This is a genomic window from Corallococcus sp. AB045 (assembly GCF_003668895.1).
GTDB classification, from domain to species: domain Bacteria; phylum Myxococcota; class Myxococcia; order Myxococcales; family Myxococcaceae; genus Corallococcus; species Corallococcus coralloides.
Genome location: NZ_RAWN01000090.1, coordinates 15,366 through 35,796, shown reverse-complemented (window position 1 = coordinate 35,796; position 20,431 = coordinate 15,366). Strand labels below are relative to the sequence as shown.

Sequence of the window (20,431 nt, the reverse complement as noted above, 5' to 3'; positions counted from 1 at the left end):
CTACGGAAGGAATCACGCGACATGAGCACCGCCGCCGACCCCAGGGCGGGGCCGGAGTGCTGGCGTCGGCGGCGGTGCTCATGTCGCGTGATTCCTTCCGTAGATGATGCGCAGCCCCTCCAGGGTGAGGAACTCATCCACCTCCTGGATGGCCTTCGATTCACTGGCCACCAGCGGGGCCAGGCCCCCGGTGGCCACCACTTTCGCGGAGAAGCCCATCTCCGCCTCCATCCGCGCGCACATGCCGTCCACCAGGCTCACGTAGCCGTGGACCAGGCCGGACTGCATGGAGTGCACGGTGTTGCGGCCCACCACATGGGGCGGCCGCGCGAACTCGACACGGGGGAGCTTGGAGGCGTTCTGGAACAGGGCCTCCATGGAGATGTTGACGCCGGGGCAGATGGCGCCGCCCAGGTACTCGCCCTTGGGCGTCACCGCGTCCAGCGTCGTCGCGGTGCCGAAGTCCACGACGATGAGGCCGCGGTGGTGCTTCTCGTAGGCGGCCACCGCGTTGACGATGCGGTCCGCGCCCACCTCGCGAGGGTTGTCGTAGAGGATGGGCATGCCCGTCTTCACACCCGGGCCCACGAACATGGGGCGCGTCTTGAAGTAGCGCTCGCTCATCTTCTCCAGGATGAACTGGAGCGGCGGCACCACGCTGGACACCGCCACGGCCTTCACCTGGTTCGCGTCGACGCCGCTCCAGGCGAAGAGCTGGCGCACGAGGATGCCGTACTCGTCCGCGCTCCGGCGCGCGCTCGTCTCCAGGCGCCAGTGGTCCAGGAGCCGCCGGCCCTCGTACACGCCCAGGACGGTGTTGGTGTTGCCGACGTCGATGGCCAGGAGCATCAGGGGCGCACTCTAGCGCTGGGGACGCAGCTGCTCCACGTCCCCCGCCAGCACGCGCTCCACACGGCCATCCGCCATGCGCACCATCAGGGCGCCCGTGGGGTCGATGTCCTCCGCGAACCCCTCCCAGTCCCCCCGGTCCGTCCGCACCCGGACCTGGACACCCAGGGTGCTGGAGAGCGCCTTCCAGCGCGTGCGCACCGCGTCGAAGCCGGTGGCCAGGTATGTGTCCAGCCAGGTCTCCAGCCGGGTCCACAGGGCCGCGGTGAAGGGCGCGCGCACCGCGGGCCGCCCCAGCGCCAGGGCGAGCGACGTGGCCGTGGCGCGCAGCTCGTCGGGGAAGTGCTCCTCGCCTGAGTTGAGGTTCACCCCCACGCCCACGATGACGAAGTGCACGCGCTCGGGTTCGGCGGACAGCTCCGTGAGGATGCCGGCCACCTTCTTGCCGGCGATCTGCACGTCGTTGGGCCACTTGATGGCGGCGTCCGCGCCCACGTCGCGCAGCGTCTCCGCCAGGGCCACGGCGGCCACCAGCGTGAGCTCCGGCGCGCGCTGCGGGGGCAGCTCCGGACGCAGGATGGCGGAGAAGTACAGGTTGAGGTTCGGCGGCGACACCCAGGCGCGGCCCCGGCGCCCCTTCCCCGCCGTCTGCTGCTCGGCCACCACCACCGTGCCGTGGGCGGCGCCGTCCTGGGCCAGCCGGAAGGCCGCCGCGTTGGTGGAGCCGATGGTGTCGTGGTGGTGCAGCACGCGGCCCACCGCGCGCGTGGCGAGCAGCGGGTGGACCTCCAGCGCGGAGAGCCGGTCCGGCCGGCCCACCAGCCGGTAGCCCCTCGCGGGCACTGCTTCGATGCGGTAGCCCTTCAGCCGCAGGGCCTCCACGTGCTTCCACACCGCCGTGCGCGACAGGCCCAGCCGGTTGGACAGCGCCTCACCGGAGATGAAGCCCTCCCCGCCCTCGGCGAGGAATTTCAGGATGCGCGCGTCCTGCGTGAGCTCGTTCGTCATCTCCACGGGAGGCGGGCCGCTTCAGTTCGGGGCGGGCGCGGCCGAGGGGCTGGCGCCGTCCGCCTTGTAGGAGATGAGCTCCAGCTCCGTCTGCGGCACGCGCTTGCCCTCGTGCTCCGTGGCCACGTCCACGCGGACCAGGCCCACGCCCGCGGCGAAGGTCATCGTGTTGACGAGCGTGGTCTGCGCATCCACCTTGTTGCGGCCCTCGACGCTCACGCAGTTGGGGAACGACCCCGCGGGCACCTTGCAGGCGAAGCCCACCTGCACCAGCTGGTAGCGCTCCGTGGAGGACACGGACACGACGTTGTTCCAGCCGCGCCCGGCCTCCAGCGGGCCGCGCAGCAGGTAGCGCTTGGGGTCACGCAGGCCGAAGGCGTCCACCTTGAGCTGGCCGCCCTGGTTGTCCATGAAGAAGCCGTCCTCCTGCTCCTTGACGATCTCCACCGTGACGGGTTTGTCGTCGCGCCCGTCAATCCGGTACGTCCACGCGTTGCCCACGGCCAGCGGGTAGTACTGGGCAATGGACTCGGGCGAGGGACGCGTGTCCGATTCGACGCGCTTCGCGCAGCCGGAACCGACGAGTGAAGAGGCCAGGAGGGCCAGGCCCCCCACCATCGACAGCGATTGCTTCATCATGCGCTAGGGGTCCGCGTGGCCCTGGCCACGCGCCTCCGCGGTTGCGTGGTTGCGTGATGCGTAGAGCGTGTCCAGCGCCTGCTGCGCGGCGGCCTGGACCGACGGCGTGTCGTGGCCCTGGGCCACCGTGTACAGGTACGCCTCCGCCTCCGGGCCGCCAATCTCGCCCACCGCGAAGACGATCTCCTGCAGGAAGCCCGAGTCCCGGCCGCGCGCCAGGTCGATGAGCGCCGGCACCGCGCTCCGGGCCTTCATCTCCGCCAGCGCGCCGATGGTGCGGCGCACCTGCTCCGTGTCGTTGGTGTCCTTGAGGCGCTCAATCAGGAGCGGCGCGGCGGCCGGGTGCTTGCGCTCGGACAGCGTGCGCAGGGAGAACTCACGGATGCGCGAGTCGGACGCCTGGAGGTCCGCCACCAGCGCCTCGTCCGTGCGGTCCAACGCGGCGAGCTGGAGCACCGCGGACTCCGTCACCTGCCGCAGCACGTTCTCCAGCGCGCTGCGCATCGCGGCCCGCCGCCCTTCCGCCGAGTCCACCTCCACCGCCGCCTCACCCAGGCCCACGACCTCGTAGCGCTGGGGCATGTTGCCGCCAAAGCGCTCCAGGGACAGGTTGGCGCCCACCTCCGCGAAGCTGTGCGGGTTGCCGTCCTTCAGCACCTCGCGGGTGAAGGGCACCTCCAGCGACAGCCTCCAGGGGCGGGGCTTCTTGGGGGACTCGTCGGCCACCAGCTCGAAGCGGCCAGAGGACTCCAGCGCGTCGTCGAACAGGTCCCGCACGCCTTCCGGGCCGAAGCCCAGGAGGGCGTTGTCCCGCAGGGTGGTCCCGGAGAGCTCCACCGGCGCCACCGGATGGCGCGGGGCCTGCGAGCGGCAGGCCCCGAACAACAGCACGCAGGAGGTTAGCAGCAGGGCCGGCTTCATGGCCCCCACAGGCTAACACTCCCGCGTCCACCGCACCCGATTCCGTGCGGGGGATCAGCCTTCCTTGTTGCCCTCGGACGAACCGTCCGTCCCAGGGGACACCGGCGCCTCGTGCACCTCGCGGACTTCCTCGGGCTGCGAGGACGCCTCGGCGGGGGTCTCTTCAGGCGGCAGCGCCTGCGCGGCGACCGGGGTCACCGCGTCGGACGCGTCGTGGGCGGCTTCGGCCCGGGCCCGCGCGGCTTCGTCGGACTCCGGCGAAGCCTGCACCGCTTCGCCCGCCTGCCAGGCGTTGCCCACGGCGGGCGGCGTGGCGGCGGCCTCTCCGTTCGCGGGGCTGGCCTCCGTCGTCACGGGCAGGTCCTCACCCGCGAGCGCGACCGTCTCACCGGTGACGCTGCCACCCGGAGACGGCGCGGTGATGCCACCGGAGGACTCCGCGCCCTCACCGGCGGCGATCTCTGCCACCGGGGTGGCACCGGCCTGATCCGCGCTGGCGGCCTCACCGGCGGGAGCGCCGGCTTCACCCGCGGGCGTGCCCTCCGCTCCGCGCGTGCCACGGCCGCGACGGCCCCGGCGACGGCGGCGGCGGCGCTTGCGATCGGAGGCGCTGCCCTCGGCGGCACCGGCCTCGGCGCCCTCCTTGGCTCCACCCACGAAGGCGCTGGCGGCCTCCAGGTCCTCGTCCTCACCCTCGTCGTCGCCCTCCTCGGACTCGTCCTCCTCCGACGCGGGCGTGAACCCGGCGGCGGCCGGCGGCGCGGGGGCCACCGGCGAGTCCTTGGCCTCGGAGCCCTCGGCGCCGGACCTGGCGGCGTCGCGCGCCTCGGCCCGTTCGCGCTGACGGTCGCGGCGGCGCTCGGAACGCTCGCCCCGCTCGGGACGCTCCGCGCGCTCCGGCTTTTCGGTGGTGGTCGTGGTGGCGACCTCGACTTCGCCACCGCCCTCCTCGCGGGCCTGCTTCTCGCTCTTGCGCTCCTCGCGGCGGCGCTGGGCCTCCTCGGCATCCAGCTTCGCGGCCTCGAAGAAGCGCTCGTCGATGTCGTACAGCTCCACCTGGGTGACGCTGACGGCCGTCTTCGCCTCCAGGAACTTCTCACCCAGGGCGTCGCCGCACCACAGCATCACCAGCGAGCCAGTGGCCTGCGCCTCGGAGCGCGCGTCGCCGCGCACCTCGCCCGCGCTCACCAGCAGGCCGACCTGCGCCGAGTAGTGGCCCAGGTCGCGCCGCAGCTCCTGCACCGTCTTGCGGTCGATGCCCGGCATGCCCTTGAGCATGCGGACCGCGTAGCGCAGCTCCACGCTGCCCTCGCGCTTGCGCGCGGTGAGCAGGGGGCCTTCCTTGGAGCGCTTGGCGACCTTCAGCTCGCGGAAGCCCAGCCCGTGCATCATCTTCACCACGGACTTCTCGAAGGTGCCCACGTCCGCGTCGCCCAGGCGCTTGCGCAGCCCGCGCGCCACCGCCCGGCGCGCGTCCTTGAGGGCCGTGCGCGCGGTGGTGATGAGGGCCTCGTCCACCAGGGGCTCCCCGGCGGCGGCGGGCTTGCCCAGCACCGGGCGGCCCCCCTCCAGCGGGATGCCCAGGGCCTGCGCGAAGGCGGCCTGGAGCTCCAGGGGCGGCGCCTCGCTCGGCGCGCCCGCGCGCTCCAGGGACACCTCGCCGGTCTCCTGGTTGAAGGCGTACTGGGGCCGGCGGCCCGCGTCGATGCGGCGCTGGTTGTCCTCCAGCAGGGCGGTGAGCACCGCCTCCACCGTGGTCTCCTCCGCGCACAGCTCCTTGCCCTTGGCGCGCTCGATGAGCTGATCCGTGCGCAGCGCGACTTCCGCCTCGCTGAGGATCTCGAACACGACCTCCGGCAGCGGCGGGAAGCGCTTGCGGCGTCCACCCCGCTCCTCGTCGCCCTCGTCACGGCGGCGCTTGCGCTCCGTGCCACGACCCGACGCGCGGACGTTGTCCGTGCGGGGCTCCGGGTGACGCTCCACCGGCCGCAGCGGAGGCAACTCCTCCTCCGGATGCGGCTCCATCACGCCCGTCTGTGCAAGTGCCTCGACGTCCTCGGAGAGCGACCAGTCCGTCAAAGCGAAGGTATCCTTCGCCGTGACAATCACCTTGCGATCCCGCGTCCGTCGCGCCATGGCGGCCAGTCGCGACAGCATCGTCACTTCCGGCGTCTTACCAATGTGGGACAGCAGGCTCAGCTGGATGGACTTCTCCGTGATCTCAAGGAAATGCAGGGGGCGACCTTCGCTCTCCAGTACACGGAGCGCGGCCTCGTAAAATGTCATCGAGTATTCCCCAAGAATTCCGAACGGTTACAAAAATGTAGGTCCGTATGGGCGGCGGATGCTAGCCACCGCTAAACTGGCTTGTCAACGAACGTCAATGACCCGTCTTCGCATCGGACACCATTGGAAGCGCGAACCGTCAGCCTCCCCGCTCGATTCCATCGCGCTGGAACTGGACGGCGTGAACCTGCTGTCCGGGGCGGTGGAGGAGCCCCTGGCGGAGGTCGTCCCCGCTCTGGTGGAGGCGGTGGCGGCCCTGCACGCGGGGAAGCGGCGGCTGGCGCAGGTGTCGCTGACGGAGGCGCACCTGGAGTTGGTGTTGCGGCGGGTCGGGCCGGACATCGAGCTGTCGGTGGCGAGTCTCGCCCGGCCCGCCCACCTTTTGCGCCCGCCCATCCGGGTGGACGCCGAGGAGCTGACGAAGGCCACCCGCCAGAGCGGTCAGCGCTTCCTCCAGGACGTGACGAAGCTCGCGCCCAAGGCCCTGTCCGCCACGGCCGCCCGGAAGCTGGGCGAGGCGCTCCAGGGCCTGGGCAAGGCCGCCCCGCATGCGGAAGAGAAGCCCGTTCCCCCCACCCCGCTGCGGGTGGAACCCGTCTCCGTGCCGGGGTTCGGCTTCGAGCTGAAGGACATCTCCCCCGCCTCGCGCGAGGCGCCGTCGAAGGGCACCTCCGGGGCGCTGGCGCCGCTTCTGGGCGCGGGTGAGGTGTGGCTGGCGCTGCCGGGACGGCCGCAGGCGTGGCGTGCGCCGGGGCCGCCGTTCCTCACGGTGCTGGAGCTGTCCCGGCAGGCGGTGGAGCTGGCGCGGGCCGTGGAGCTGGGCGAGGCCCGCTTCGAGTTCGAGCCCGCGGGCGTACGCCCCCGCTTGACGCTGGACCTGCCCGGACGGCGGGCGAAGCTGGGGCCCACCGGCACGTGGTTCGAGCTGGAGCCCAAGGCGCTGCTGTCCGCCCTCTTCCAGCTTGGGGAGGCGCTGGGGCTGGCGTTCGCGGAGGCGCACCGGGTCCAGGTCTCCAACCCGTACCTCGCGGAGCTGGCGGAGCGCTGCCGCGAGGGGCTGTCGCACCTGCGAGGCGCGCACAAGCCGCCCGAGGCGGAAGGTGAGGCGCGCGAGCGCAAGAGTCCCCCGGCGCGCGGAGAGTCCCGTCCGCTGAAGGTGCCCGGGAAGCTACGGCGCCTGCGCTTCGAGAAGCTCTGGGAGCAGCGCGGCCTGGAGGAGCCGGAGGAGGCGCGGCTGCTGCTGGGCCGGCACGGGCCGGTGTACTGCGCGCCGGGGCTGGCGGGCGCGTTCTCACGCAAGGACGGCGCGCTGCTGTGGCGGCGGGCCGCGTCGCTGGGCGTGGCGGCGTCCGCGGATGGCCACGCGGTGGCGGCGGACGACACGCGCGTGTACGGCTTCACCGGCCGGGGTTCGGGCGCGCGGTGGCTGCACGACCATGACGGCATCCCGCTGGGGCCGCTGCTGCTGCGCCAGGACGGGCTGCTGCTGACGCTGTCGGAGGACCGCACGGCGGTGGCCTTCGCGGAGGCCACGGGCCGCGAGGTGTGGCGCCTGGCCCCGCCGCGCACGCAGCGCGGGTGGATGGCCACGCAGGGCCACCGGGCGCTCCTGGCCACGGACTCGGGCTACCTGTACGGCCTGGACCTGGAGGACGGTCAGGTGCGCTACCGGCTGCGCTCGCCCCTGCCCTTCCATGGGCCTCCGGTGGCGTGGGGCCGGCGCTTCCTGGCGTTGATGGGGCGCGGCTCGCATCACGCGCTGCTGCTGGCGGACGCGCACACCGGCGAGGCGCAGTGGACGTTCGAACCGGACCTCATCCTGCCCTCCACGCCGCTGCCGGTGGGCCAGCGGGTGCTCCTGGCCGGGATGCGCGACCAGGACGGGTTCCTGGTGTGCCTGGACGCGCGCGGACGCAAGGTCTGGGAGCGCGCGCTGCACCTGGGGCCCGGGCCCTATGCGCTGGCGCCGCTGCCACGCGCGGTGGTGGTGACGAGCGCGTCCGGGGCCGCCGCCCGCGTGGCGCTGAACGGACAGGTGGACTGGCGGGTGGGGGCGGCCGGTGAGCCGTTGATCACCGCGCTGCCGGCGCGCACCGCCCGCGACGTGACGCTCATCGCGGGGGAGGTGGTGCGCGCGGTGGATCCTCGCGGCGGTCAGGTGCTCGCGGAGGTGCGCGCGGGGGTGGGGCTCGTCGCGCTCCAGGCCGACGTGCGCCTCAACCTGTACTTCCTGGACGACGCCGGCACGCTGTCCGCGTACCGGCTGGGGTCGCACTTCGCCGTGGTGAAGTGAGGCCCTACTCGCCCTTCTTGGCGGAGGCCTTGGCCGGGTCGATCTCCTCCTCCGGCCGCTCCTCCTGCGTGGCGCCTTCCCACGTCTCGTTGGCGCCCAGCTTCCACTCGGACGGCACGTCCAGCTTCCACGCGTAGGTGGCGTTGGCGTTGCCACCGGACGCCGCGTGCGAGGCGACGTTGATGGTCATCTCCAGCTTCGCCACCTCCGCGGGCAGCAGGTCCAGGTCGTAGTGGCCCAGCAGCATCTGCGGGGGGAACCCGGCGATGAGGCGCTCCGGGTAATCGATCTTCATGGACGGGTCGCCGCCGCGCATCTCGCCCAGCAGCTTGCCCTTCGCGTCGGTGAGCTTCCACACCGTGTCGAACGCGGCGCTGGTGACCATCTTCTTCACCTTGCCCTCGTCCTTCTCCACGCGCTGCGCGCCCCAGAGCACCAGCTGCAGGCGGATCTGCGGCTTGCCCATCACCATCACCACGTCGTTGGACACAATGTCCAGGCGCATGCCCTTGTCCGTGGCGCTCAACACCGGCCTGTAACGGCCCTCGTGCAGGGCGTCGAACTGCTTGCGCGCGTACTCGTAGAAGGCCTTGCGATCCGTCGCGCGGTTGTCCTTCTTCTCTCCGCCCGACTCCGCGCGCTGTTCCAGCTCCGCCAGGTAGCTGTCGAACTTCTTGTTTCCCCCGAAGCGGTCCAGGTGCGCGTCGACGTCGTCGAAGTACGCCTTGAAGAAGGACTTCAGTTCGTCCTTGTAGGACGCCTCATCCGGGTTGGTGCGCATCCAGCCCACGCGCTCCAGGTAGACGGCCTGGATGCGGCGGAAGTCCGCGTCCCGCTCCGCCTCGGTTGCCCGCGCGGAGGTGGTGCGGTGACTCGCCACCGCGGCGACGATCACCAGGGCGATGACAACGATGATTCCGAAGTAGCGCTTCAAGCGACAGGCTCCTGTGCGTACGGGCAGGCAATGATATGAGCCCCATCATCGTGCCCCAGGCCGAGGGAATCCAACTGTTCACCGTGCCCCTTCCGCTGGAGGAAGGGGACCTGCTGGGAAGCCCCCAGATTGCCTGGCAGGCCTATGGGAAACCGTCGGATGGCAAAGCGGTGGTGGTGCTGCACGACCTGTCCCATTCCCATAGGGCCTTGAGCACGGAAGTGAACGGTGCGTACCAACCTTCGGGCTGGGGGCGGGAGCTGATCGGCCCGGGCAAGGCGCTGGATCCGGACGTGACGCCGGTCATCGTGCCCAACCTCCTGGGCAGCCCGTTCGGCTCCACGTCGCCGCTGACGCCGGATCCGCACAGCGGGAGGCCGTGGGGCACGTCCCTGCCGCCGCTCACCGTGCTGGACATGGCGCGCGGCGTGTCCGCGCTGCTGCGGGCCCTGGGGCTCACACGCGTGCGGGCGGTGGTGGGCATTGGCCTGGGCGGGCTGGTGGCGCTGCGGCTGGCGGCGCTGTTCCCGGAGCTGGCGGACGGCGTGGTGGTGCTGGGCGCGGCGCGGGCGCTGCCGGAGGGGCTGCGCGAGAAAATGGGCCTCACGTCGCAGGTGCTGCGCATGGCGCCCGACAACGAGGACACCCCGCCCCTGCGCGAGCGCGCCCCGAACCGGACGCTGGCGCGGCTGCGCCTGGACTACCTCAAGCTGCTCTACGGACGCGACCACCTGGGCAGCGCGTATCCGGACAGCGCGGCGGCGCAGGCGGCGCTGGAGGCGGAGGCCGCGTCGTTCGCGGACACGTTCGATCCGGTCGCGTGGTCGATGCTCTGCTCCGCGTACGCGGGCTGCGACCTGACGGAGACGTTCCCGAAGATCCGCGCCCGGGTGCTGCTGCTCGCGGGCGCGACGGACGCGCTGGCGCCGGCGGGCCGCGTGCGGGACACCTACCACCAGCTGACGGCGGCGGGGGTGCAGGCGCGGTTCGTGGAGCTGCAGGGGCCGGGCGACCACGGCACCCTGCTGTCGGACGCGCACCGGCTGAAGGGGCCGGTGCAGGACTTCCTGCGCGGCTAGCTAGCGCTGCGACTGGTGCTGCGAGGCGAGCCGCGCCCGGAGCGCGCCCACCAGCATCCCGATGGCGATGTCGTTGTTGCCGCCGTGCGGGATGATGATGTCCGCGTGGTGCTTGGACGGCTCCACGAAGCCCATGTGCATGGGGCGCACGTGGCGCAGGTACTGGCCCACCACGTGGTCGAAGTCGCGGCCGCGGTCCTTGATGTCGCGGGTGAGGCGGCGAAGGATGCGCAGGTCGTCGTCCGCGTCGACGTAGATCTTCACGTCCATCTCGTCGCGCACTTCCTTCATGTGCAGCACGAGGATGCCCTCGATGAGGACGATGTCCCCGGGGTCCACGCGTTGCGTGTGCGGCTGACGGCCGGACGTGACGAAGTCGTAGACGGGCTTCTGGATGGCCTGGCCCTGCTTGAGCGCACGCAGGTGACTGACCAGCAGCTCCGTATCGAACGCGTCGGGGTGGTCGAAGTTCACCTCCCGCCGCTCTTCGAGGGACATGTCCTTCAGGTCCCGGTAGTACGAATCCTGATCAATAAAGGCGACCCGGCAGTCGGCGAGAGCCTCACGCACCTTGCGGGCCACCGTGGTCTTGCCGGACGCGGTGCCGCCCGCGATGCCAACGACGAGGGGTGACGACATGCGGCGGGCAGTACCCCACCAGACAGGTGGGCGCAAGGATCCGTTGACCGGCCGACATGTGGCGCTGCTTATGCCCGCCGCAAGAGCCCGCGTGCTTGCCCTTCAGCGAGCAGCCATCCAGGCAGGGCCTCCACCGGAAGCGGGCCATCCGCGAGCCCCTGGAGCCCCGAGGCCACCTCCGGGGGCAGCGTCAGGACCTCGAAGCCCGTCCCCTTGCGGCGGATGGCGAAGCGCCACGGGCCCGGACCCGGCCGGGCCGCCACCTGCGCCAGGGCCTCCAGGCCGGACACTTCCAGCGCCCCGCAGGCCCACGCACGGCCGGTGAGATGCCGCCGCAACGCCCGCGCGGCGAACACCAGCTCCGTCAGGTCGGCGGGAAAGGCGCCCAGGCGGACGTCCTCGGCCAGCGCCACCTGGCCCGGGGCCGGAGCCGGAGGCGCCTGGAGGAAGGCGTGCGGCAGCATCATCTCCAGCGACAGCGCGGCGGCCACCCCGTCCGACGGCGCGGCCATCACGCGCTTGCGCGCCCAGGACGCGAACGCGTGGGACAGGGACTTGCCCAGCCCGTCGAAGAGGCCGCGGTACTCGCGCGAGCGGGTGAAGGACTCCAGCCCCTCCGGCGTCGCCGCGAGCAACAGGCGCGTGAGGGGCCAGTCCTTGTCCAGCTGCTCCGCCACCACCGCCAGCCGGAAGTCCCGGTCCGCGCGCGTGCCCTCGGGGTCCTGGTCCTCCGTGGCCGGGGTGACGCCGTGGCCCGCGTCGAACAGCGCCCACGGGCGGCTGTCCCCGCTCAGCGCGGGCACGGGCTCGCGCGACGCGGGGATTTGAATGGGAGCGCGGGACTCCTTCGGGACGAGCGCACGCAGCCGCCGCAGCGACGCGAGCGCCACCTCCGGCGGATGGCCGTCGCCCTCGAAGGTGACGGCGCGCAGGCGCGGACAGCGCGGGAGCACCTCCGCCAGCAGCTCGAACAGCTCCTCGCGCACGGGCTGCGTGTGGTCATCCACGTAGAAGCTCCGCCCTCCCCTGCGCGTCACCACGCCGCCCGCGATGTGGATCTCCACGACCTGCTCCAACGGGAAGCCATCCAACCCCGTGCGCAGGGGCAGACCCGCGGACAACTGGTGGCTGAAGAGGTGGCCCAGGTCCAGGAGCAGCGGCAGGCCCGTGCGCGCGTGCAGCTTCGCCATGAAGTCCAGCGCGTGCAGTCCGCCGCGCGTGGCGAGCACCGCGGGGTTCTCAATCACCAGCGGGACGCTCAAGCCCGCCTGGATGTGGAGCGCGTGCGCCGCGCTGTCCCGCACGCCCGCGTCGTTGAACGGCGGCGTGACGTAGAGGTAGCCCGGGAAGGGCTGGCCGCCCGCGTGCCACCAGCCCACGTCATTGCCCACCCACGGGCTGCCCACCGCGCGCGCGTGCGCGTCCAGCTCCGCGAGCGCCGACGCGGGCTCCAGCTCCGGGCCCCACAGGTTCAGGTGCACGGGATGGAAGAGGACGGGCACGTCCGAACGGCGGCGCCACATCTCCGGGAAGAGCGTGGCCTGGGCCCTCGCCTCCTCCAGCGCGATGGGCGCGCTGTACTCCACGAAGTCGAAGAGACCGGGCGAGGCGTCGAGCAGCCGGTACGGATGCGGCACGTCCGAGGCGCTCAGGTTGCTGCTCAGCCCCAGCCCCATCCAGGGCAGTGACCACGAATCCGATGCAGGGCGCGTCATGGGCACACCCTAACCAGCCCGGCTCCGGGTGGCGCTAGCCTTGTGTGGCCGGCCGATCCAGGCGCACGTCCTGGACCGTCAGCACCCGGCCGTCCGCGGCGCGCACCTCCAGCGGCTTCACCGGCTGCCCGTGCGCCTTGTCGAGCACTCGCGTCCGGGGCTCTCCCGCTTCGAAGCAGTGCTCCTGGCCCCACTGGCCCAGCGCGACCAGGATGGGAAAGAGGCTCCGCCCCTTCTCCGTCAGCACGTACTCCTGCCAGGCGCTGCCGTCCGAGGCCGGCTGCGTTTCAAGGATGCCGTGGTCCACCAGGTGCTTCAGGCGCTGGGCCAGGATGTTCTTCGCCACGCCCAGGCTCTTCTGGAACTCGCCGAAGCGGCGCAGGCCGTACTGCGCATCCCGCACGATGAGCAGCGACCACCAGTCCCCGATGACGTCCAGGGACCGGGCCACCGGGCACGCCGCCCCTTCCATGCTCGTCCGCTTCACCACCGCCTCCTTCCAGCAGGCCGTTCCACAACTGGTTGCATAACGAAACCGGGCCTTTTATTCATCCGGCAATTGGTTTCATCATGAAACCACTCAAACCGGAGGCAGTCGGATGCGGCTCAAGGGAAAGACGGCGCTGATCACGGGCGGAAACAGTGGCATCGGGCTGGCGACGGCGCGGCTGTTCGTGGCGGAGGGGGCGCGGGTGGCCATCACCGGGCGCAACCGGGAGACGCTGGACGCGGCTGTGAAGGAGCTGGGCGCGAACGTGCTGGCGGTGCAGGCGGACGCCACGGATCCGGCCGCGCTGGAGCGCGCGGTGGCGGCGACGGTGGAGCGCTTTGGCGGGCTGGACATCGTGTTCGCCAATGCGGGCATCGCGGGACAGACGTTCGTGGGAAAGACGTCACATGACACGTTCACGTCCGTGCTCCAGACCAACGTCACCGGCGTGTTCTTCACGGTGCAGGCCGCGGCGGCGCATCTGAAACCGGGCGCGTCGGTCATCCTCACCAGCTCGGTGCACAGCGAGCTGGGCATGCCGGGGTACTCCGCCTATGCCGCGAGCAAGGGCGCGCTGAAGGCGATGGGCAGCGTGCTGGCGGCGGAGCTCGCGCCCAGGGGCATCCGCGTCAACGTCGTGTCCCCTGGCGCGACGAACACGCCCATCTGGGAGAAGAACGCGCCCACGCCGGAGGCCTTCGCGAAGATGGAGCGCGGCATGTCCGCCACCATCCCCATGGGGCGCATGGGCAAGCCGGAGGAGATCGCGAAGACGGTGCTCTTCCTCGCATCCGACGACGCGTCCTACGTGAGCGGGCAGGATCTGTTCGTTGACGGTGGCGTCAACGGCGCGGCGCTGGGGGCGCCCTTGTTCCGAGGCCCCCAGGCGATTTGATGCCGCCAGTCCCCTCTTTCCGGAGCTGCTTCCGATGACCTCCTCCCTCAAGCCCACCGCGGTCGTCGTGGGCGTCGGCGCTGAACAGGGCCTGGGCGCGGCCTTGTGCCGGAAGTTCGCCTCGGAAGGCCACCACGTGCTCGTCGCGGGGCGCACGCGGGAGAAGTTGGATCGCGTGGTCGCGGGGCTCACGGCCTCCGGTGGCAGTGGCGAGGCGGTGGTCTCGGACGCGACGCGGGAGGCGGACGTCGCGCGGCTGTTCGACCGGGCCCTGGCTCCGGGAGCGGGCTTCGCCCCCGTGGACCTGGTCGTGTTCAACGCCGGCAACAACCGGCAGGTGCCCTTCCGCGACCTGGACGCCGCGACGTTCGAAGACTTCTGGCGGGTGGGCTGCTTCGGCGGGTTCCTCGTGGGACGCGAGGCGGCCCGGCGGCTGGTGCCCCTGGGCCGGGGCACCGTCATCTTCACCGGCGCATCCGCCAGCCTTCGAGGCCGCGCGGGCTTCGTGCACTTCGCCGCCGCGAAGGCGGGCCTGCGGATGATCTCCCAGGGCATGGCGCGCGAGTTCGGTCCGCAGGGCCTGCACGTGGCCCACGTGCTCATCGACGGCGGCATCGACGGTGAACGCCTGCACACGCTCGCCCCGGAGCGGGTGAAGGCACTGGGCGAGGACGGGCTGCTCCACATCGACGCCATCGCGGAGACGTACTGGCAACTGCACCGGCAGCACCGTTCCGCGTGGACCCAGGAAGTGGATCTGCGGCCGTTCAAGGAGTCGTTCTAGGGCCTCAGCTTTCTGAAGACGCCTCAGGTTTCCGAGCACTTGGACACACCCGCGGGACGGTGGCTCCCAGAGGGAGCACGGCGATGGCATCGCTGTTGCTCTGCTCGCGGGACACCTCGTCCCACGGGAGCAGGCGTCCATGAAAACGAACCGGTTGCGACATCTCTTCTCTCGCGCGCTGCGGGCCTCGCTCGCGACACCCCTGGTGCTGGCCGGCTGTGGCACCGGCGGCACGGACCTGCGGGGCTACTCGGGCATCGAGTGCACGCCGTATGGTGAGCCCGCCATCGATGACCTGAGCATCCAACCCGCGGCGGACTCCGTCGATCTGCGCCTCATCTCGGACTACGGCCGCGGGGGCTACGAGACCCGAGCCTCCACCGGCGAGGCGTGCGCGACCGCCACCAACCCGTCCGCGTGTCAGGCATACCTGGCCGAGGCGACCTCCAGCGACGGCTTCACCGGCAACTGCATCCAGATCTGCTCGAGGTACTTCCTGGCGACGACGCGTGGCGATGAGGTGAAGATTTGGGCGTCGCTGCAAGAGCTCCAGGAGTTGCTGGGCACGGTGGACACCGCGCAGGAGGCGGCGCTCCTCACCTTCGCCGCGGGTTACCGGCTCAGCTGCGACACGCTGGAGCAGGGAGCGGTGAAGCGGAGTCCGGGCGGAGGCTTCAACGTCGTGGCCACGAAGGGCGACGCATGCGGCGAGGGCTCGAACCTGATGCAGTACGTGGTCAAGGTGTCCGCCAACGGCGAGCTCTCCGAGGTGGAGGATCACGTGCTGCAGAAGGGCTCTGGCCCATGCTCCGTGGGCCGCCGGCCCGTGGGGCTGGAGGGCACGGTCGCGGGTGATTGCGAGGACGCGCTGGGGCACCACTTCGCGCAGATCGCGCACCTGGAGGCCGCGTCCATCCACGCGTTCCTGAGGCTGCGCGATGAGCTGGCCCTGCATGGCGCGGAGGCAGCCCTCCAGGACGCGGCGCTCGCGAGCGCCGTGGATGAAGTCATGCACACGGAGATAACGGGACGGCTCGCGCGCCGCTACGGGGCCACGCCTCCGCCGCCCGCCGTCGCGGCCGTGCCCCTGCGCCCGTTGAACGAGGTGGCGTTGGACAACGCCGTGGAGGGCTGCGTGCGCGAGACGTTCGGCGCGCTGGTGGCCCATCACCAGGCACTGCATGCGCGCGACGCCGAGGTGCGCGAGGCCATGGTCCGCATCGCCGAGGACGAGACGCGGCACGCGGGCCTGTCGTGGGACATCGACCGGTGGGCGCGATCGCGCCTGTCCGCGCCGGAGTTGGCAGCGCTGCGCGAGGCCCAGGAGCGCGCGGTGGCACTGCTGCGCGCGGAGGTCGCGGTGCCTATTGATTCAGCGCTCGTCACGGAAGCGGGCCTACCCACGCCCGAGGCCGCGCTGGCGATGCTCGACACGCTGGAGCAGGAACTCTGGGCCTGATCAGGTCGTCGGCTTGTTCCGGGTCGCGGCCTCGCGCGCGGCCTGGAGCGTGTCGTCCACCGCGGACTCCACCGCGTCGCTGACCAGCTCCGGCGCGGAGGTGCGCCAACGCTCCAGCGACGCCTCATGCATCGCCTCCGGATCCTGGAGCTTCGCGTCCGTCTCCGGAGCCACCTCCGCGATGCAGTCCGGGCACACGCCTTCGAGCGCGCGCGACCACACCTCCAGGTGCGTGGTGATGAGCACACCCTCCATGGCCAGGGCCTCGCGCAGCCCCCTTTGACCCGCGCCGCGCATCTGCGCGCCGTGCACGCGGTCCAGCATCGTGCGCATCCAGGAGGCCACCGCCTCCGGCTTCGGACAGGTCTGCCTGCCACAGACCCGGCAGGTCGTCTGCCAGGACTGCCCTTCCATTGGAGTCATCGCGACCCACTCCTCGCACCCGGGTTGCGCCCTCGCTTTAGCAGGGCCCCTCCTCTCACGCACGTAGACGTGAGCCTCTCCTAATGCGGAGAATCCGACTTCCTGGAGCTGTCTGGAGACCCCTCATGTCCCGAGCCGAGATCGACGAATCGCATGCGCAGTTCCGTGGAGCCTGGAGGCTCATGACGCTGGGCCTGCCTCGTGGCGAGGTCGTGGAGCGTGCGGACGTGTTCATCACCGCGGGCCATGTCACGTGGTCGCTGATGAACATGTCGTTCCTCAACAGGCCGGCGGAGACGGAGGCGGAGCTGATGCGCGCGGTGGACTCGGCCGCGAGCTACTTCGCGCAGGGGCCGCACGGGTGGGCCTTCACGCTGACGCCGGAGTGGCTGGCGCCGGGGCTGAGGGAGCAGGCGGACGCGCTGCTCGCCACGCGGGGGCTCAAGCCGGGGATGGCCACGTCAGGCATGGTGGCGGACCGGCTGCTGGAGCCGGTGCGGCCCCTGCCGCCGCTCGACCTCCGGCCGGTGCGCGACACCTGGGGCTACAACGCCGTCGCGGACGTGAACGCCGCCAGCTACGACACGCCCCAGGCGCTGGGACGTGAAGCCCTGGCCGCCCCCGGCATCTTCGGCCCCGAGAGCCGGGCCTTCGTCGGCTGCCACGACGGCGCGCCGTCGACGAGCACGGTGGCCCTGCGCGTGGACGGCATCGTCTACATCGCGCTCGTGGCGACGCTCGCGGAGCACCGCCGCAAGAGCGCCGCGGAGACGGTGCTCCGGCGCGCCCTGGAGGAGGCGAAGCACGCGTGGGGGCTGGAACGGACGGTGCTGCATGCCACGGAGGCCGGCGCGCCCGTCTACCGCCGCATGGGCTACCGGGACGTGGCGCCGTTCGTCTCGTACTTCGCGCCTCCCAAGGGAGCATGAATTCCGGGAGTTGGGAGCTGACCCCGCGCGTCAACCGCGCGCGAATGCGGCCCAAGGGTCATCCACTCAACGCAGCATGAATCCCACCGCGGGGACCGGGGTTTGGACCCGAGCCCCCGCTGTCTAGCTTGGTCGGCCAGCCCCCCAACCCTGGACCCCCACCTTGGCGATTCCCTTTCGCACCGACGTGCGCCGCGCCACCACCGCGCTCCTCGGCGCGCTCCTCTTCCTGGCTTCCGCCTCCGCCCGGGCGCAGACCGCGCCCACGCCGCTGGAGGACAACCGCGCCATCACGCTGGGCTACATCGGCATCGCGTATGAGCTGGGCGGCATCATCGACCCCACGCTGCAACCCGGTGGCACCAGCAGCGCGCGTCCCAACTGGTTCACCTTCGCGCCGCACGCGTCCCAGGCCGGCGGCAAGGGCATGTACGGCGCGGCGCTCGCGCGGCACTTCATCAACACCGCGCGGCTTCAGCCGTCGGCGTCGCTGACGGGCGCGCTGGACCGGCTGGGGCTGAGCGGCGTGGTGCGCCTGCGGCTCCAGGACCTGTCCCTCCAGCTCATCTCACAGGGCCTGACGGTGGACGCGGCCGCGGCGCTCAGCGTGATGACGAGCGCGCTCAACGTCGGTGCGCTCGGGGACGTGCGCACCCTGCTGGCCACCGCGTCGCGCATGGGCGCGCTGTACTGGAGCGCTCCGGGCGCGACTCCGCTCGACAAGGTGGAGGCCATCGTCATCACGCTGGAGCGCACGCTCCACGAAGGCAACCTCGCCATCTACAACGACATCGGCGGTTCGGCGCGCCTGTACCTGGACTGGCGCGCCGCCGCCACCGGGCCCATCACGCCCGCGCGCGTGCTCACCGAGTTCACCCTGGTGGACGCCAACAACGCGGAGGCGCAGCAGGCGTATGCCTATGCCGTCGCGCACGCGGAGGACTCGCCGCGCCCCACCCGCATGGATTTGCTCTTCCCCGGCATGCACTGGAAGAGCCTGCTCATCGCCGCGTTCGCGCTCTACGAGGACGCCCGGCTCGCACCCACGCCCGCGCGCCGTGACGCGCTCGTCGCCATGGGCACCAACTTCGTCGCGTGGCGCGAACAGCGCGACCAGGCCCAGCCCGTCTTCACACCCGCGGGTTCGCCCACCGACGAGGTGTCTCGCGCGGCCGTGCTCCAGATACTGACGCCCTTGCTGATGACGGACTTCGGGACCGTGCGCTGGACCTACGCGGACTATGCGTACGCCCAGCCGGACCGCGACGGAAACCCGCTCACCTCCCCTCCGTCCGAGTACAGCTGGGCGGACTTCTGGGACCGGTGGAACGGAATCCTCTTCGCGTTCGACAAGGCCTACGCGCGGCCCACGGAACTGTGGGTCATGCCTGAACCCCTCACGGATCCGCTGGGCTGACAGACGGCCCGGACGCCCCGTGCGCTCGCTTGACGGGCGCGGGGGCCGTGCGGGAGCGTGCAAACCCGATGAGTCCCCTCCCCGGTGGTCCATTCGAACCTGTCCGCCACGCGTCCAAGGACGATGCGTCCTCACCGGTCACGGCTGCCGCGCGTACGCCGCGAGACGCGAATCAGCCCCCTGTTCCGGCCGACGAGGCCAGCATGTCCCCACAGACCCGCTTGCAGGTCCTGCGGGAGATGATGGCCGAGGCGTTCCTGGCGCTCGACGCGCAGGGAACCATCCATGAGCTCAACCACCGCGCCGCGTCGCTGCTGGGTCTGCCCTATGGCACCTGCCAGGGAATGACGCCGTGGGCGGCGCAGCCGATGCTCGCCGGCACGACGTTGCACGAGCGGCTCTTGGACGCGCTCACCACGCGCGAGCCCGCGCGGTTCCTGTCGGAGCTGCCGTCCGGCGTCTGGCTGGAGCTGTCCGTGCGGCCGGTGGGCGGCGAGATGTGGGTGCTGGCCACGGACATCACCCGCCGTCAGCGCGCGGAGACGGAGGTCGCGCGCACCGAGGAGCGCTTCCGCCAACTGGGCGAGCGGTTCCAGGTGGCGCTGGAGTCCGCGCAGATGGCGGTCTGGGAGACGAACCTCGTCACCGGGCAGGTGTTCCGCTCGGAGGGGCATGACCGGCTCTACGGCTACCCGCAGCCGTTGGCGGAGTGGACGCACGAGCGTTTCCTGGCGTCGTTGCACCCGGATGACCGGCCGGCGGTGGAAGCGCAGGTGTCGGCCATCTTCCACAACGACGTGCTGTCGTATTCCTCCACCTTCCGCACGCACTGGCCGGACAACACGTGGCACTGGCTGATCAGCCGGTCGCGAGTCATCCGCGACGCGAACGGCAAGGTGATGGTGGTGCGCGGGGCCATCCTGGACATCACCGCGCTGAAGGAGACGGAGGAGGCGCTGCAGGAGGCGGTGCGCACGCGCGACGACTTCCTGTCGGTGGCGAGCCACGAGCTGCGCACGCCGCTCACGTCACTGCGTCTTCAAGTAGACCTGCTGCGGCGCATGGCCGAGTCGAAGGGCCACGAGCCCTTGGGCTCCGAGAAGGTCACGGTGCGGCTGGACGCGGCGGACCGGCAGCTCAAGCGGCTGACCTCGCTGTTGGACAACCTGCTGGACGTGAGCCGCATCCGCACGGGCAAGCTGGACGTCGATCTGGCGAGCGAAGACCTGGCGCCGGTGGTGCAGGACCTGGTGGCGCGCTTCGGGGACGAGGCGAAGCAGGCCGGGGTGGAGCTGGACGCGCGCGTGGAGGGCCCCGCGCCGTGCCGGTTCGACCGGCTCAAGATGGAGCAGGTGGTGAGCAACCTCCTCTCCAATGCGCTGAGATACGGCCAGGGCACGCCGGTGCACGTGGCGTTGCGCCGTCAGGACGGACAGCTGCGGCTGACCGTGCGGGACGGCGGCCCGGGAGTCCCCGTCGCCGAGCGAGAGCGCATCTTCCAGCGCTTCGCCCAGGCGCAGGGCTCCGCGCGCACGGGAGGACTGGGCCTGGGGCTCTACATCGTGCAGCAGATTCTGGAAGCGCACGGTGGCCGCGTCTGGGTGGAGGACGCGCCCGGCGGTGGCGCCGCGTTCGTGGTGACGCTGCCGGTGGAAGGCGCGTAGGCGGGCT

At 71.4% G+C, this 20,431-nt stretch carries 18 protein-coding genes; 8 read left to right on the top strand and 10 right to left on the bottom strand.

Annotated elements, in window-relative coordinates; all coding sequences use genetic code 11:
- Positions 1-78 precede the first annotated feature (78 nt).
- Genes D7Y21_RS21685 through D7Y21_RS21665 form a run of 5 tightly spaced genes read right to left on the bottom strand, consistent with a single transcriptional unit; the run spans position 79 to position 5,703 of the window.
- Complete coding sequence (locus D7Y21_RS21685; RefSeq protein ID WP_120562957.1) at positions 79-849, bottom strand: type III pantothenate kinase; 771 nt, start codon at positions 847-849, stop codon at positions 79-81.
- A gap of 12 nt (positions 850-861) precedes the next feature.
- Positions 862-1,857, bottom strand: a complete 996-nt coding sequence (locus D7Y21_RS21680) for a biotin--[acetyl-CoA-carboxylase] ligase (RefSeq protein WP_199735470.1) — start codon at positions 1,855-1,857, stop codon at positions 862-864.
- A gap of 21 nt (positions 1,858-1,878) precedes the next feature.
- Entirely contained in the window at positions 1,879-2,496 is a 618-nt protein-coding gene (locus D7Y21_RS21675; protein WP_121715425.1) for a hypothetical protein, read from the bottom strand.
- A gap of 3 nt (positions 2,497-2,499) precedes the next feature.
- Entirely contained in the window at positions 2,500-3,417 is a 918-nt protein-coding gene (locus tag D7Y21_RS21670) for a HEAT repeat domain-containing protein (protein ID WP_121715423.1), read from the bottom strand.
- Positions 3,418-3,471: 54 nt separating this feature from the next.
- A complete protein-coding gene (locus tag D7Y21_RS21665; protein WP_121715421.1) occupies positions 3,472-5,703 on the bottom strand; it encodes an HTH domain-containing protein in 2,232 nt (743 codons plus the stop codon).
- Positions 5,704-5,800: 97 nt separating this feature from the next.
- Between D7Y21_RS21665 and D7Y21_RS21660 the strand changes: the two genes are divergently transcribed.
- Complete coding sequence (locus tag D7Y21_RS21660) at positions 5,801-7,996, top strand: PQQ-binding-like beta-propeller repeat protein (RefSeq protein ID WP_121715419.1); 2,196 nt, start codon at positions 5,801-5,803, stop codon at positions 7,994-7,996.
- 4 nt (positions 7,997-8,000) lie between these two features.
- On the opposite strand, the gene D7Y21_RS21655 is transcribed toward D7Y21_RS21660, so the two are convergent.
- Positions 8,001-8,930, bottom strand: a complete 930-nt coding sequence (locus D7Y21_RS21655) for a hypothetical protein (protein WP_199724245.1) — start codon at positions 8,928-8,930, stop codon at positions 8,001-8,003.
- A 35-nt stretch (positions 8,931-8,965) separates the two neighbouring features.
- Between D7Y21_RS21655 and D7Y21_RS21650 the strand changes: the two genes are divergently transcribed.
- Positions 8,966-10,009, top strand: coding sequence for an alpha/beta fold hydrolase (locus tag D7Y21_RS21650; RefSeq protein WP_233612231.1), 1,044 nt, complete (start codon positions 8,966-8,968; stop codon positions 10,007-10,009).
- Here D7Y21_RS21650 and udk read toward each other — a convergent pair whose 3' ends face one another.
- The 3 genes from udk to D7Y21_RS21635 form a co-directional block, all read right to left on the bottom strand.
- Complete coding sequence (udk, locus tag D7Y21_RS21645; protein WP_120562950.1) at positions 10,010-10,648, bottom strand: uridine kinase; 639 nt, start codon at positions 10,646-10,648, stop codon at positions 10,010-10,012.
- Positions 10,649-10,716: 68 nt separating this feature from the next.
- Positions 10,717-12,363, bottom strand: a complete 1,647-nt coding sequence (locus tag D7Y21_RS21640) for a DUF692 family multinuclear iron-containing protein (RefSeq protein WP_121715417.1) — start codon at positions 12,361-12,363, stop codon at positions 10,717-10,719.
- A gap of 34 nt (positions 12,364-12,397) precedes the next feature.
- Positions 12,398-12,850 (bottom strand): helix-turn-helix domain-containing protein, encoded by a 453-nt coding sequence (locus tag D7Y21_RS21635; RefSeq protein ID WP_199724244.1) that lies wholly within the window; start codon positions 12,848-12,850, stop codon positions 12,398-12,400.
- Between the two features lie 112 nt (positions 12,851-12,962).
- Here D7Y21_RS21635 and D7Y21_RS21630 point away from each other — a divergent pair, with 112 nt between their 5' ends.
- From D7Y21_RS21630 to D7Y21_RS21620, 3 genes are all read left to right on the top strand, one after another.
- Positions 12,963-13,748, top strand: a complete 786-nt coding sequence (locus D7Y21_RS21630) for an SDR family NAD(P)-dependent oxidoreductase (RefSeq protein WP_120562947.1) — start codon at positions 12,963-12,965, stop codon at positions 13,746-13,748.
- Positions 13,749-13,782: 34 nt separating this feature from the next.
- A complete protein-coding gene (locus tag D7Y21_RS21625) occupies positions 13,783-14,532 on the top strand; it encodes an SDR family NAD(P)-dependent oxidoreductase (RefSeq protein WP_120562946.1) in 750 nt (249 codons plus the stop codon).
- Between the two features lie 139 nt (positions 14,533-14,671).
- A complete protein-coding gene (locus D7Y21_RS21620; protein ID WP_120562945.1) occupies positions 14,672-15,991 on the top strand; it encodes a ferritin-like domain-containing protein in 1,320 nt (439 codons plus the stop codon).
- Here the strand turns inward: D7Y21_RS21620 and D7Y21_RS21615 are convergent, their stop codons facing one another.
- Positions 15,992-16,414: a hypothetical protein gene (locus D7Y21_RS21615; protein ID WP_147443169.1), complete on the bottom strand. Its 423-nt coding sequence runs from the start codon at positions 16,412-16,414 to the stop codon at positions 15,992-15,994.
- Between the two features lie 125 nt (positions 16,415-16,539).
- Between D7Y21_RS21615 and D7Y21_RS21610 the strand changes: the two genes are divergently transcribed.
- The 3 genes from D7Y21_RS21610 (at position 16,540) to D7Y21_RS21600 (ending at position 20,424) form a co-directional block, all read left to right on the top strand.
- Complete coding sequence (locus D7Y21_RS21610; protein WP_120562943.1) at positions 16,540-17,343, top strand: GNAT family N-acetyltransferase; 804 nt, start codon at positions 16,540-16,542, stop codon at positions 17,341-17,343.
- A gap of 163 nt (positions 17,344-17,506) precedes the next feature.
- Positions 17,507-18,760, top strand: a complete 1,254-nt coding sequence (locus D7Y21_RS21605; RefSeq protein ID WP_120562942.1) for a hypothetical protein — start codon at positions 17,507-17,509, stop codon at positions 18,758-18,760.
- Positions 18,761-18,963: 203 nt separating this feature from the next.
- The gene (locus tag D7Y21_RS21600; RefSeq protein WP_121715415.1) at positions 18,964-20,424 is read left to right on the top strand and encodes an ATP-binding protein; all 1,461 of its coding nucleotides are present in this window, start codon (positions 18,964-18,966) and stop codon (positions 20,422-20,424) included.
- The last annotated feature ends 7 nt before the right edge of the window (positions 20,425-20,431 follow it).

What these genes read in the sequence shown, in the direction of transcription:
- D7Y21_RS21675 (WP_121715425.1), bottom strand. Translation starts at nt 2,496, where the DNA reads ATGATGAAGCAATCGCTGTCGATGGTGGGGGGCCTGGCCCTCCTGGCC.
- D7Y21_RS21670 (WP_121715423.1), bottom strand. Translation starts at nt 3,417, where the DNA reads ATGAAGCCGGCCCTGCTGCTAACCTCCTGCGTGCTGTTGTTCGGGGCC.
- D7Y21_RS21620 (WP_120562945.1), top strand. Translation starts at nt 14,672, where the DNA reads ATGAAAACGAACCGGTTGCGACATCTCTTCTCTCGCGCGCTGCGGGCC.
- D7Y21_RS21665 (WP_121715421.1), bottom strand. Translation starts at nt 5,703, where the DNA reads ATGACATTTTACGAGGCCGCGCTCCGTGTACTGGAGAGCGAAGGTCGC.
- D7Y21_RS21615 (WP_147443169.1), bottom strand. Translation starts at nt 16,414, where the DNA reads ATGACTCCAATGGAAGGGCAGTCCTGGCAGACGACCTGCCGGGTCTGT.
- udk (WP_120562950.1), bottom strand. Translation starts at nt 10,648, where the DNA reads ATGTCGTCACCCCTCGTCGTTGGCATCGCGGGCGGCACCGCGTCCGGC.
- D7Y21_RS21640 (WP_121715417.1), bottom strand. Translation starts at nt 12,363, where the DNA reads ATGACGCGCCCTGCATCGGATTCGTGGTCACTGCCCTGGATGGGGCTG.
- D7Y21_RS21630 (WP_120562947.1), top strand. Translation starts at nt 12,963, where the DNA reads ATGCGGCTCAAGGGAAAGACGGCGCTGATCACGGGCGGAAACAGTGGC.
- D7Y21_RS21680 (WP_199735470.1), bottom strand. Translation starts at nt 1,857, where the DNA reads ATGACGAACGAGCTCACGCAGGACGCGCGCATCCTGAAATTCCTCGCC.
- D7Y21_RS21650 (WP_233612231.1), top strand. Translation starts at nt 8,966, where the DNA reads ATGAGCCCCATCATCGTGCCCCAGGCCGAGGGAATCCAACTGTTCACC.
- D7Y21_RS21660 (WP_121715419.1), top strand. Translation starts at nt 5,801, where the DNA reads ATGACCCGTCTTCGCATCGGACACCATTGGAAGCGCGAACCGTCAGCC.
- D7Y21_RS21685 (WP_120562957.1), bottom strand. Translation starts at nt 849, where the DNA reads ATGCTCCTGGCCATCGACGTCGGCAACACCAACACCGTCCTGGGCGTG.
- D7Y21_RS21610 (WP_120562943.1), top strand. Translation starts at nt 16,540, where the DNA reads ATGTCCCGAGCCGAGATCGACGAATCGCATGCGCAGTTCCGTGGAGCC.
- D7Y21_RS21625 (WP_120562946.1), top strand. Translation starts at nt 13,783, where the DNA reads ATGACCTCCTCCCTCAAGCCCACCGCGGTCGTCGTGGGCGTCGGCGCT.
- D7Y21_RS21600 (WP_121715415.1), top strand. Translation starts at nt 18,964, where the DNA reads ATGTCCCCACAGACCCGCTTGCAGGTCCTGCGGGAGATGATGGCCGAG.